The organism is Kangiella sp. HZ709, from assembly GCF_009674675.1.
Classification (GTDB): Bacteria; Pseudomonadota; Gammaproteobacteria; order Enterobacterales; family Kangiellaceae; genus Kangiella.
This window is the reverse complement of record NZ_WKJC01000001.1, coordinates 1,655,402-1,668,399: the sequence shown is the minus strand read 5'-3', so window position 1 is coordinate 1,668,399 and position 12,998 is coordinate 1,655,402. Positions and strand designations below refer to the sequence as shown.

The 12,998-nt window shown below is 38.6% G+C and carries 8 protein-coding genes; 4 read left to right on the top strand and 4 right to left on the bottom strand.

Annotated features, from left to right (window positions below; translation table 11 throughout):
- Positions 1 to 26 precede the first annotated feature (26 nt).
- Both yihA and GJS41_RS07820 read left to right on the top strand, forming a co-directional pair.
- Entirely contained in the window at positions 27 to 629 is a 603-nt protein-coding gene (yihA, locus tag GJS41_RS07825; RefSeq protein ID WP_154246720.1) for a ribosome biogenesis GTP-binding protein YihA/YsxC, read from the top strand.
- 9 nt (positions 630 to 638) lie between these two features.
- The gene (locus tag GJS41_RS07820) at positions 639 to 1,052 is read left to right on the top strand and encodes an MmcQ/YjbR family DNA-binding protein (protein WP_154246719.1); all 414 of its coding nucleotides are present in this window, start codon (positions 639 to 641) and stop codon (positions 1,050 to 1,052) included.
- Between the two features lie 269 nt (positions 1,053 to 1,321).
- Here GJS41_RS07820 and polA read toward each other — a convergent pair whose 3' ends face one another.
- From polA to GJS41_RS07805, 3 genes are all read right to left on the bottom strand, one after another.
- Positions 1,322 to 4,063: a DNA polymerase I gene (gene polA / locus GJS41_RS07815; protein WP_154246718.1), complete on the bottom strand. Its 2,742-nt coding sequence runs from the start codon at positions 4,061 to 4,063 to the stop codon at positions 1,322 to 1,324.
- A 112-nt stretch (positions 4,064 to 4,175) separates the two neighbouring features.
- On the bottom strand, positions 4,176 to 5,057 hold the full coding sequence (locus GJS41_RS07810; RefSeq protein ID WP_154246717.1) for an alpha/beta hydrolase: 882 nt from the start codon (positions 5,055 to 5,057) through the stop codon (positions 4,176 to 4,178).
- Between the two features lie 13 nt (positions 5,058 to 5,070).
- Complete coding sequence (locus tag GJS41_RS07805) at positions 5,071 to 6,534, bottom strand: NAD(P)/FAD-dependent oxidoreductase (protein ID WP_154246716.1); 1,464 nt, start codon at positions 6,532 to 6,534, stop codon at positions 5,071 to 5,073.
- An 86-nt stretch (positions 6,535 to 6,620) separates the two neighbouring features.
- On the opposite strand from GJS41_RS07805, the gene GJS41_RS07800 reads away from it, so the two are divergent.
- Together GJS41_RS07800 and GJS41_RS07795 are read left to right on the top strand one after the other, a co-directional pair.
- A complete protein-coding gene (locus GJS41_RS07800; protein ID WP_154246715.1) occupies positions 6,621 to 8,189 on the top strand; it encodes a YdiU family protein in 1,569 nt (522 codons plus the stop codon).
- A 92-nt stretch (positions 8,190 to 8,281) separates the two neighbouring features.
- Positions 8,282 to 11,170, top strand: coding sequence for a DUF2339 domain-containing protein (locus tag GJS41_RS07795; protein WP_154246714.1), 2,889 nt, complete (start codon positions 8,282 to 8,284; stop codon positions 11,168 to 11,170).
- Positions 11,171 to 11,220: 50 nt separating this feature from the next.
- On the opposite strand, the gene GJS41_RS07790 is transcribed toward GJS41_RS07795, so the two are convergent.
- The gene (locus GJS41_RS07790; RefSeq protein WP_154246713.1) at positions 11,221 to 12,879 is read right to left on the bottom strand and encodes a serine hydrolase; all 1,659 of its coding nucleotides are present in this window, start codon (positions 12,877 to 12,879) and stop codon (positions 11,221 to 11,223) included.
- Positions 12,880 to 12,998 lie beyond the last annotated feature (119 nt).

The window sequence follows — 12,998 nt, the reverse complement described above, 5'->3', positions numbered from 1 at the left end:
ATCTTTGACTTCAAAAAATGACTCATATGAATTACCAGCAAGCTAAATACCTTTTAGGCGCAGCAAAACTTCATCAACTTCCAGAAGACATTGGAATTGAAGTCGCATTTGCCGGTCGTTCAAATGCCGGCAAGTCCAGTGCACTTAACACCCTGACTCAACAAAAAAGCCTAGCTAGAACCAGTAAGACGCCTGGTCGTACCCAGCTAATTAATGTATTCACATTAGATGAAGGTAGACGCTTAATTGACTTACCTGGTTATGGCTACGCCAAGGTTCCGCAAGCCATGAAAGAGCAGTGGCAAGCTGAACTTGGCAAATATCTCCGCACTCGCAAGTGCTTGCATGGCCTAGTCCTGCTCATGGATATTCGCCATTTTTTAAAAGATACTGATGTACAAATGTTAGAATGGGCTTCAAGTGTAGCCTTACCGGTACATTGCTTATTGAGTAAAGCAGATAAATTAAAATCTGGTGCTAAGTCTAAAGCCTTGATGCAATGCAAAAAACAGCTCAAGACTATTCATCCCAAGGCTAGCGTACAAACCTTCTCTTCTCTTAAGCGCGATGGTCTCGATCAGCTTTTTGCTAAATTGGATAATTGGTATGAGCCACCCATGTTGGAATAGTTGTTAAATATGAATCGTCAACAAGCCAAGCAATTCATCCTTAGTAAACCCGAAGCGATAGAAGATTTTCCATTCGGTCCTGAAGTTGCGGTTTTCAAAATCAAGGGCAAAATGTTTGCAACCTTAGCGCTTGGAACTGGCAACGAAAAAAATACCCAAGGTAAAATGGCTGGTCATTGGTGCATGAACTTAAAATGCAAACCCGATCACGCGGATGCTCTTCGCTCTATCTTTCCTGCAGTAATTCCGGGCTACCATATGAACCGCACTCATTGGAACACCGTGATACTCGATGGCTCAATTCCCAATGCAGAAATCGAGAACATGATTAACCATTCCTACTCATTGATTGTCAGAAGTCTTAAAAAATCAGAACGCGAACTACTGGAACTACATTACAGCAAAGAAGATTTATATCTTTAAACTCGATTACCGACTGCTAATAAAGATTATTTACATGAATTAAAAAAGGGGCTCAAAAAGAGCCCCTAAAAAGACAGTCGACTTGGGGAGGTCAAACTGTAATACCCGCAAGAAGGAGGGAGTCGCGGGAAGGGCATTCATTGCCCTTATATATACTGACTGTTCAACCTGGAAAAACGTTTCAAATTTTTTGTAAGACTTTTGTAAAGAGTTGTATCACCATTGTAAAATCAAGACTTTACTCTCATCTTTCCTTTTGCAGATCGGGTTTAATGTGCTTGATCCCAGTTGTCACCTACCCCAACATCAGCGATCAATGGTACTGATAATTGAACGACTGAACCCATGATAGCTGGGATCTTTTCTTTCGCCATTTCGATCAAATCATCTCTAACTTCAAATACTAATTCATCATGCACCTGCATAATCATCTTGATACCTTGTTGTGCTTGTAACCACTCACCAACCTTGAGCATTGCTAATTTAATAATGTCAGCTGCGCTACCTTGCATTGGTGCATTAATTGCCGTTCGCTCAGCGCCTTTTCGACGCAGCCCGTTCTTTGAGTTTATTTCAGGCAAGTACAAACGACGGCCAAATAAAGTTTCAACATAACCAAGCTCAGCTGCCTTTTCCTTAGTAGATTCCATATAAGTTTCTACCCCAGGATAACGTGCAAAATAAGTATTGATGTAATCCTGAGCAGTATTGCGATCGGTATCGATTTGTTTTGCTAAACCAAACGCTGACATGCCATAAATCAAACCAAAGTTAATTGCTTTAGCATTCCGCCTTTGGTTTGTCGTTACCTCATCAATTGCAACATCAAAAACTTCAGCTGCCGTTGCCGAGTGCACATCTAAATCATTGGCAAATGCATTAAGTAGACCTGCGTCTTGCGATAAATGGGCCATAATTCTTAATTCGATTTGCGAATAATCCGCCGCTAAAATTTGATAACCCTGAGGAGCGACAAAAGCAGTTCTTATGGAACGCCCTTCTTTGGTTTTAATAGGGATATTTTGCAAATTAGGATCTTTAGAAGACAAACGGCCTGTGGCAGCCACCGCCTGATGATAAGAGGTATGCACTCTACCTGTAGTGGCATTGATCATCTTTGGCAGTTTATCGGTATAAGTAGACTTTAGTTTAGACAAGCTTCGATGCTCTAAAATCAATTTTGGTAATGGATAGTCTAAAGCCAGTTCATGCAGCACTTCTTCAGCGGTAGACGGTTGTCCTTTTGGCGTTTTCTTAATGATTGGCAAACCTAGCTTTTCAAAAAAGATCGCTTGTAATTGTTTTGGCGAACCTAAATTAAATTCTTCGCCAGCAATCTCATAAGCTTCACGTTCTAACTCAACTAACCGCTCTCCAAACTGATGGCTTTTTTCGCCCAATAAATTGCCGTCAACTAATACGCCATTCAATTCGATATCAGACAAGACTTTTAATAGCGGCATTTCAATTTCTTCAAAAATTTGCTTCGGACCTTCTGCTGCTTTTAATTCTGGCCATAATTTTTGATGCAGCTTTAAAGTGATATCGGCGTCTTCTGCGGCATAAGGAGAGGCCTGTTCTAGATCGATTTGATCAAAGGTTAATTGGGCTTTACCCTTACCTGCAATTTCTTCGAACTTAATATTGGCATGGTTTAAATGATGCAGTGCCAAAGTATCCATATCATGACGAGAAGCTACGCTATTTAAACAGTATGACTCCAGCATGGTATCAAATTCTATCCCGCCAAGTTTAATTTGGTATTTATCTAAAACACTTTTATCATATTTTAAATTTTGCCCCACTTTTTTATGCTCTTCGCTTTCCAGTAGTAGTTTCATTTCTGATAAAACCCAGTCTCGCTCTAGCTGTTCTGGAGCGCCCATATAACTGTGGGCCACAGGTAAGTAAGCTGCTTCTGTCTCGCCTTTATCATTCTCAAAGGCAAAAGACATACCGACCAATTCTGCTTCCACATAATCCAAGCTGGTAGTTTCGGTATCAAAAGCAAACAGTTCGGCCTTCGTTAACTTTTGTAACCATTTGGCAAAATGCTCTTTATCAAAAATTGTTTCATATTTTGAACGATCAATTTGCAGGCTATTTTCTTCTGCAGCACTTTCATCGCTTTGCTCACCTTTTGCCTGTAGCACCTCAGTTAACCAACGCTTAAACTCCATATCGCCATAAAGCGCTTTTAACTCTTCAAAATCAGGCTCTTCGATCTGCAATTCCTGCGGAGTTTTTTCTAACTCACAATCTAACTTTATGGTCGCTAGTTCATAAGAAAGCGGCAACTGCTCTAACGCCGAGCGTAAATTTTCGCCAATTTTTCCGCCTACTTTATCTGCGTTATCGATAACACCCTGCATACTCTCGTATTCAGCTAACCATTTAACCGCAGTTTTCGGACCACACTTATCAACCCCAGGAATATTGTCGACCTTATCGCCTACCAACGCTAAGTAATCGATAATCTGCTCAGGCTTTACTCCAAATTTTTCGATCACTCTTTCCCGATCAGTAATAGGGTTATTCTTATCCATGGTATTAATCAGGGTTACATGCTCTGTCACCAGTTGTGCCATATCTTTATCGCCGGTAGAAATGATAGTTTCTATGCCAGATCGGCTGGCTTGATCGGCCAAAGTCCCAATCACATCATCCGCTTCGACTCCATCAATCACCAATAACGGCAGGCCCATAGCTTTTACAATCTCATGGATAGGGGCTATCTGTTCCCGCAATTCTTCAGGCATGGGTGGGCGATTCGCTTTATATTCTGGATAAAGTTCATTCCGGAAAGTCTTACCCTTAGCATCAAACACTACCGCCATATGGCTTGGTTGATATTCATTGATTAAACTCTTCAGCATATTGATAACGCCAAACACAGCGCCAGTCATCATGCCCTTCGAGTTGGTCATACGTTGTAATTGAGGCACATGGAAAGCTCGAAAAAGGTATGAAGAGCCATCGACTAGGATAAATGGGGACTTTTTATCTGACATTACATAAATTCTTTTTTATTGATTAGGCTTAGTGTAACTCATGCTTTAAGTTTGGCACAATTTAAACCTCTATAGAGTAGTCGCTTTTCAATTACCAAGAGTAAGCGCTCTCTTAATTGAGCGCTTTAATAAAGTCTGCCGATCGCTCTAAAGATGATCTGGCGGCTTTTGATAATGAAGGATTGAATTGATGCACATGCCAAAGCTGTTCTTCAATATGTAGATCTACATCTACACCATCTGCTTCTAACTTAGCAAACAGTTGCTGACTATCCTTTAATAGTATTTCTTGTTCACCCGCTTGAATTAAGGTTCTAGGAAATTGCTCAAACGATTGCTCTAAAGGGTTGGCGGTTTTATTGCCAGCCATATATAGCTTAGCCAATCGATGTAGCCATTGTGGTTTCAATAAAGGATCTTTGGATTTTTTCCAATCTGTGTGACTGTAATTTTTTTCAATATCCAGCCAAGGCGAAATTAAATACAAAGCCACTGGCGTATTTTTAACTTTACCACAGATTTTTTGTAAGCCATTTACTACTATTCCCGCACCTGCGGAATCACCTGCCAGAATAATTTTATGTTCTGGATAATTTCCCAACAGCCATTGATAGGCGCTTTCAAAATCTTCTAATGCCGTAGGATAAGGATTTTCTGGTGCTCGCCTATAATCAACGCTAATTAATTCTGCGCTCGCATAATCCGACAGATGCGAGCAAAGATCTCTGTGCGAGCGCGATGAGCCAATGGCATAGCCACCACCATGAAAATAAAGAATAACTGAATCAGATGTTTCTTTTGGAGTAAAGTTTCTACCTTTGGTTAAACCCATTTCGATTTTTTTACAAATCAACCCATTAGGTATAGGAGCAAATCCACCTAACAGATTTAATACGCCTCGCTGAATAATGATCGGCATCCAATTATTTAAAATAGTATAGGAAACCAAGCGGTTTATATTTCTTAATAGATTGGCAGGTAAATTTAATTTCATCAGCTACTCTTATTCATTTGCTTTTTTTAGCATCATAATCCGATAAATTGAATTTCTTCACTGCCTTGCGATATAGAAAACTAAAACCCGGCCAATTACTGGTATTTTTACCTTCTTTGGTGAGATACCAACTATTGCAACCGCCAGTATTCCAAACAGTACTTTTGAGCTTCTTTTGGATTTTGCTATTAAAGTTTTTTTGGCTTGTAGCTTTAACATCCAAGTAGTCAGCAGCGGACTTTTCTTTAGAGTTCATATACTGCAAGATATAATCCATTTGCCCTTCTAAAGTATAAATGATTGAATTATGACCACTATTGGTATTAGGGCCGTACATCATTAGCATATTGGGAAAGCCGCTAATAGCCATGCCTAAATAAGCTTCAGCTCCATCCCTCCAACTTTGATTCAAATCTTTATTCCCTAAGCCTTGAATATTCAAAGGAGCTAAAAAATCTTCAGTCCTGAATCCCGTGGCATAGATAATCGTATCCACTTTTATCGACTCGCCATCGCTGGTGTTTATGCCATCATTACTAAGAGTATCGATAGTTTCTGTACTTAGCCTAACATTGGGTAAATTCAGCGCAGCATAATAGTTATCACTAATTAACACTCTTTTGCAGGCTATCTGGTAATTAGGGGTTAACTTTTTCCTCAAAGCAGGGTCTTTGATTATTTTCTGCATTTGCATTTTCCATTGCAGCTGCGGCAGTTTCCGCATCCATTGCTGACCACCAAAAGCAATCGATCTAAATTCATGGATAAGATAAACCGATAGTCGGGATAGTTTTAAAAGCCAAGGCCAACGGTTAAATCTTTTTATCTGGCTTGGACTATATTCTTTATCCGATTTATACAAAATATAAGGCGCGGTTCGTTGCAATAAATGTACCTGTTTAGCTTCTTTAACTATTTCAGGAACTAATTGGATTGCGCTAGCCCCTGTTCCAATCATTGCTACGCTTTTATCGGTAAAGTCGTAATCATCAGGCCAATGGACAGTATGAAAACTATCACCTTTAAAGTTTTCTAGACCGTCAATGGACGGAATAGCTGGTAAACTCAACTGCCCCATAGCAGGTATCAGATATGTCGCTTGGTATTGAGTGCCGCATTTTGTGATCACATCCCAGACGCCCTTATCCTGATCAAACTTGGCACTAACCACTTCATGCTTAAATTCTATATGTTTCTTTAGTTGATGCTTCACTACACAATTTTCTAAGTAATTTTTGATTTCAGATTGAGGCGAGTATCGACGTGACCAATTTGGATTTGGTTCAAATGAAAAAGAGTATAGATGCGAAGGAACATCGCAAGCTGCGCCCGGATAACTGTTATCCCTCCAAACGCCAGCTACAGAGTCGGCTTTTTCTAGAATGACAAAATCATGTCGATCAGCCTGCTTTAGCTTAATCGCTAACCCGATCCCACTAAAGCCACTGCCGATAATTAAGCTTTCAAATTTTTTCATTGATTTGCCATTCTCTTTATTATCTATCACTACTTATTGATTTTCTTAGGTTATACTAGGATTAATTTTTATAAATCACCAGCCATATGCCTGTTTTTTCTGACTTATTTACTAAAGAATTAACCGCTGATACAGAATCAGAAAATTTCATACGGCAGGTTAGTGCAGCCAATTTTTCTTATTGTCATCCAGTGCAACCAAAAGCTCCTAAGCTATTAAGCTATTCAAAGGAAGTGGCAGATTTACTACAAATCAATACTTCCAATTCTTTATCAGCAGAATGGCAAGCTATTTTAGCTGGCGCAAAGCTGGCAGAAAATTCAATACCTTTTGCCATGCGCTATGCGGGGCATCAATTTGGTAACTGGGCAGGACAACTGGGTGATGGGCGCGCCATAAACCTTGGTAATCTAGTCGTCAATAACCAACCTTTAGAGCTGCAACTCAAAGGAGCTGGCCCGACGCCTTACTCTCGCGCAGGTGATGGTTTTGCCGTTTTACGCTCTTCAGTTCGTGAATACTTATGTAGCGAAGCCATGCACCACTTAGGGATCCCAACGACTCGTGCTTTGTCACTGATGGCCAGTGGCGATAGCGTTACCCGCGATATGTTTTATGATGGCCATCCAGAAAAAGAAATTGGCGCTATTGTTTGCCGCGTGGCGCCTTCCTTTATCCGTTTTGGCAATTTCCAAATCCATGCCGCCTACCAAGAGTTGGATCTTTTAAAGCAGCTCGCTGACTTTACTATTCGCAACTATTTTTCACACCTGATACCGCAATCAGGCTCTATTACTAAAGAGACTTATATCACCTGGTTTAGTGCAATCTGTCATAATACTGCTGATATGATTGTGCACTGGCAAAGAGTGGGCTTTGTGCATGGCGTGATGAATACCGACAATATGTCTATTCATGGTTTAACCATTGATTATGGGCCTTATGGTTTCTTAGATAATTTTGATCCCGACTGGACGCCGAATACCACTGACGCACAAGGCAAGCGCTATCGTTATGCCAATCAACCTTATATAGCTCATTGGAATCTAGTCAAACTCGCAGAAGCCATTTATCCTTTAATAGAAGATACGAAACCTTTAGAAGATATTTTAAATCAATTTCCACAATATTATGAAGATCAATGGCAAAACATGATGGCCCATAAGCTTGGGCTTGATACTGTTTCAGAACAAGATTCCAGCTTGTTTAAAGATCTCGAAAAGCTACTCGCCATGGCAGAAACGGATATGACCATTTTCTATCGGGAACTAGCAAAGTTTGACGGCCAATTAGACTCGGTTAATTCACTTACAGAATCCGCTTACTATAATCCTCAGTCTCTATCTAATGATTATTTAAAAGCCCGCAATCAATGGTTTTTTGCTTATAGCGCTCGCTTGCAACAAAACTCAATTACCGAGGCTGAAAAAATAGCTTTAATGAATAGAACTAACCCAAAATATTTATTACGTAATTTTTTATCGCAAGTTGCGATTGATAAAGCCGATGCTGGTGATTGCTCGGAAATAGAAATACTGCTAGAGATAATGCGCAACCCTTACGCTGAACAGCCTCAATACCAAGATTATTATCAAAAACGTCCCGAATGGGCACGCCATAAAGCAGGCTGTTCAATGCTCAGTTGTAGCTCTTAAGCAAAAACCTTTAGAGCTCAATGTGAAACTTTTTTAGATATTCTAAGCGTTCTGCTTTATTCTTAATTTAACGAATCAGCGGATTAACAACAATGATAATAATTTTTATATTAATTGGTCTTTTTATCGGAGCCTCTATAGGCTATATCCCAGGGGCAATTTTCGGCAGCGCGTTAGGCTTTATCACTGGAATGCTGATTCAGTTAAAGCAACGTTATGAAGAACTGTCAAAAAAACACTCAACTTTAGACAAACAATTCAAAACCCTAAGTCAACATTATGAAAGGCACCAATTTGATATTAATCAAACCCCTCCTCTAAACACGCAACCTGAGCAAATTCCTCAACCTCTTCATTCAGAGTTACCCTCTAAAGTTACAGAGCTAGAAAGCCCTACCGAAGAGAAGGAGGCTTCCTTTGATATTTCTGTAGACTACGATCAGGGGTCACCAGCACCAATACCGCTTAAGTCACAGCAAGTAACGCCCAAAACCAATTCTACAGTTCATTTCGAGAATGAATTGAATAACAATCTAGGTGCCGCGTCCCATCAATCAGATCCTAATAAACAAAAAGAAACCGCGCCGACAAAACCTAGCAAACAAGCTGAACAACCTGCAGTTATTGGCTTTGTGAAAAGATTTTTCTCAGAAGGGAACCCCATTGTTAAAGTAGCCAGTATCGTTTTATTCTTTGGTGTTGCTTTTCTATTAAAATATGCTGCTGAGCAAAATTATTTTCCAATCGAATGGCGTCTAATATGTGTTGCATTAGTTTCGGTCGGTTTATTGATTTGGGGAATAAAATTAACCAAAAAAAATCGTCAATATGGACTAATAATTCAAGGCTTAAGTATTGGTGTCCTGTATTTAACCAGCTATGCTGCCAGTGGACTTTATTCTTTAATCCCGCTACCCGTTACTTTTACCTTACTGTTAATAATTGCCATAGTTGGCGCACTACTTGCCATCAAGCAAGACTCTCCGTCTCTAGCCATCATTGCGGTTTTTGGCGGCTTCTTAGCCCCAATTCTCACCTCTAGTGGTAGCAATGCTTACATAAAACTATTTAGTTACTATGCTGTTCTAAATGTTGGAATATTAATTATTAGCCTATTCAAATCATGGCGATATTTATGCTGGTTGGGTTTTATTTTTACTTTCGTGATCGGTAGCTTGTGGGGCTATAAGTCTTACCAGCTGGAATACTTTTCAACTACAGAACCTTTTCTGTTATTCCACTTTATACTTTATCTCAGCATTCCCATTCTGTTTCTACGCAAAAAGTACGCTCCAGAAAAACCAATTGTCCAAACGAGTTTAGTGTTTGCCTTACCGACCATCAGTTTTTTATTACAGCTCTACTTGGTTCGAGATTTTATTAATGGCAATACTTATTCAGCTCTTGGTTGGTCAATTTGTTATTTCATTGCCAGCTTTGTTATCTATAATCTTAAGAATAAATCTGAACCAGAAGGTAAAAATCTATTAACCTCTTATATCGCGATAGGCGTTATTTTCTTTTCCATCTTTGTTTTCTATTTGTTTGAACAAGACATTACCTCGATCTTATGGTCATTAGAAGCTGTGGGCCTGACTTGGCTCGGTCTACGTCAAAAAGAGTGGCTTCCTAAGTTAGCCGGGCTAGTACTGATTGCTTTATCTACTGTCTTATATTTTGAAAATTACTCTCAATATTTAGTAGTTAATCCATTCCTAAATGCCAGCTTTCTCAGTGGGCTAATACTGACAGTTTCAGCTCTAACCATTGGTTATTTTTATCACAACGTCATTGTTCACAAAGCCGATGGAGAGCAAAGCGATATTATTCAGCAAAACGCGGCATTAATTTCCTTGCTGTTACTGATATTCTTCAGCTTCTTTATAGCTCTACTAGGATTTTTTGAGCTTCAAAGCATCAACGAGACTGCTATTCTACTTAACGGCTTTACCCTTTTTGTTGCTGCACTTTCAAGCATTTATTTTTTTTCCGCTCGTGCCATTAACTGGCAACAGCTCAGTAATGTATCACTTGCCATTATCCCGCTAGTGGCCGTAGTAAGTGTTGCTCTATTCGTTAATGATCCCTATCAAAATCCCTTAATGCATATTGGCTATATCTCGTTCCCAATTGCAATTTTTTGTGGTTATTATTTCTGCCAGGTATCTGTTAATCTTAAATTAATCGATAATAATTTCTATCAATTATTTTTGATCATGCTAATTGTCGCCACTTCATTTATTATCAGCTGGGTGATAGCTGCTTTTGCCCGACACCTATCCGTTAATGGTGATTGGTATCCAATTATGTTTGGGCTGATTCCTGCTGCGTGCTTGTATTTATGTCATCTAAAAAGTCAAAAGCTTACAATAGATGACGTTGGAAGAATGCCTTTTAATATTTCTTCTAAGATTTTAATGGCCTATGTTGGTTTATGGCTACTTGTTAGCACCTTTAGTGTTATACATCCTGAAAATTTACTCTTTGTGAGCATCTTGAATCCGCTTGATATTAGTCATATCGTTATCATGACCCTCATATATAAAGTGATTACCTCCGCTCCCGATAATAATCTTGTGCGATCCATTAAATCCCCCCCGATCAAGTATGTTTTACCAGCAGCATTGTTTATCAGTATAAATATGCTAGTAGCACGTAGCTATCATCATTATACAGAAACACCTTTTACTATAATTGATCTGATGCAGTCACCGAATTTTTTACTAACATTAACGATTATCTGGTCACTATTAGCAATTGTTGTCATGTATTTTGCAAAAGCTAAACAATCTCGAACTTTTTGGTTCACAGGGGCAGCTTTGTTAGTAGCAATATTACTCAAACTCATTATGTTTGATATGGCTGACTCTGGTACGCTAGCCCGCATTTTATCTTTCTTGATTGTTGGTACCATTATGTTGGCGATTGGTTATTTCGTGCCACTGCCCCCAGAGAAAGAACGCGAGCAGGAAAAAGTGTAGGAAAGTAAAGGCCTCAATAAAGAGGCCTTTTTTTGCATTATTTTTATCGCTTATTCTTTCGTCATGATATTAGTATTACCATGCTGAGTTATTGCGAGCTGATTTTTTTCTGCATCAAATTTTATGCTTATGCCTGCTAATTTAAACTTAAACTCTGTTTCAGATACAGCCGTTAACGGAAAAGCAGGCTGACCTGTAGCTTGTGCTTGAAATTTTTCATCCTTTATAAAAACTTCAATATCTAAAGGAAAATCATCTGATTTATAAACTCCAACATACAATTTCAAAGTATCTTCGGGCACGTTAAAATTTTTCTCAGATCTTTTTTTAGATTTTTCCACAAAGATGTCTGCACGGCCTCCTTGCTTAATTACAAACTGCTTGCTACTAGGATCAAACTCTATTTCAATTCCTGCAGCAGAAAACTCAAATTTATCCTTATCAATTCCTGTCAATGGAAAAGCACCTTGACCATCAGCTTGAGCCTTTAACTGCTTATCTTCAACCATGACTTTGATCCCTAAAGGGTGTGTATCGCTACTGTAATCTCCAACATATTGCTGCAATTCTTTTTCAGTCAATTTAATAACTTTAAATTCAGGAATCGCTATCTCTTTACCAAATGCAGCGTTAGTCATACTTCTAAAAATTTTACTGCCATCATACAGATCCGCATTTAATAAGCTGGCTACACCAATTTTTTGCTCCGGAAAGTACATCATACCTGAAGAGAACCTTTCAATACGTCCGTTATGCCAATAACCTACGTACTCTTTATCATCTATCTCAATCGTCCTCTTGAAAATTCCATAACCATAAGTATCTGTAACTTCAATCATTTTATTCAATAATTCTTTAGAGATTAATTTCCCATCAAACAAACCTTTAAAAAATAGATTTAAATCATGCGTTGTTGATACTATTGCTCCAGCTGCATCAGCTGTAGACATATTCCATTGCTCTGTTGCAACCAAACTTCCTGACTTTTGATACGAAAAGACTTCATTATTTTCAGGTTCTGTTTTTTCTTCTAAATAGGTAGCTTTTAAATTTAAGGGTTTCGCTATTTTTTCGGCAACTAAAACGCCATAATCTTTGCCGGTAATTACCTCTAGAATATAACCTAGCAATAAATAATTGCTGTTGCTGTATTCACCACGCTCACCAGGTTCAAACACAGGTTCATAAGTCTTAATCCTCTCTACCATTTCTTTATTTGACTGAGTCTGCTGGTAATAACTTAAAAACTCTTCATGATTGGTATAGTTAAAAATCCCTGAATGATGGTTGAGCATCATTTCAATGGTAATTTTATCTGCATTTTTTATTTCAGGAAAAAACTTTGCCAGTTTAGTATCTAACGTCAGCTTGCCCTCTTCAATTAATTGCAAAACTAACGTTGCAGTAAAAGTTTTTGTTATAGAGCCTATTTTATATCGATGGCCAAGCTCCTCTTCTTTTACTTTGCCATCTACCGCTAAATAATTTTTGCTGTAAATATTTTTGCCATTTTGATAAATTGCGAAAGATCCAAGTACCCTCTCTTTTTCTGCCAAAACTTCAAAGTATTGATCTAGTTGCTTATAGTTATTAGTGATTGTACTTACTGAACTTTGTTTATCAGACGATTCTGTGCTCAAGCTGCCATCGGCATACGAAACCGAAGATAAGGTTGTGACTAGCAATATTGATAATAATTTTCTTTTCATTGTTGTATCCTTCTCGTTAACTGTTATTAATAATAACGAAAAAGTATTAAAGAAATTCCCTATTCCCCACCAAAAATGTTTCAAAAGATGTTTTCAGTGGTTTGTTCTCGATATAGTGC

Bases quoted from the DNA above. Each gene is read 5' to 3' on its own strand.
- yihA (WP_154246720.1), top strand. From the start codon at position 27: ATGAATTACCAGCAAGCTAAATACCTTTTAGGCGCAGCAAAACTTCAT.
- GJS41_RS07820 (WP_154246719.1), top strand. From the start codon at position 639: ATGAATCGTCAACAAGCCAAGCAATTCATCCTTAGTAAACCCGAAGCG.
- polA (WP_154246718.1), bottom strand. From the start codon at position 4,063: ATGTCAGATAAAAAGTCCCCATTTATCCTAGTCGATGGCTCTTCATAC.
- GJS41_RS07810 (WP_154246717.1), bottom strand. From the start codon at position 5,057: ATGAAATTAAATTTACCTGCCAATCTATTAAGAAATATAAACCGCTTG.
- GJS41_RS07805 (WP_154246716.1), bottom strand. From the start codon at position 6,534: ATGAAAAAATTTGAAAGCTTAATTATCGGCAGTGGCTTTAGTGGGATC.
- GJS41_RS07800 (WP_154246715.1), top strand. From the start codon at position 6,621: ATGCCTGTTTTTTCTGACTTATTTACTAAAGAATTAACCGCTGATACA.
- GJS41_RS07795 (WP_154246714.1), top strand. From the start codon at position 8,282: ATGATAATAATTTTTATATTAATTGGTCTTTTTATCGGAGCCTCTATA.
- GJS41_RS07790 (WP_154246713.1), bottom strand. From the start codon at position 12,879: ATGAAAAGAAAATTATTATCAATATTGCTAGTCACAACCTTATCTTCG.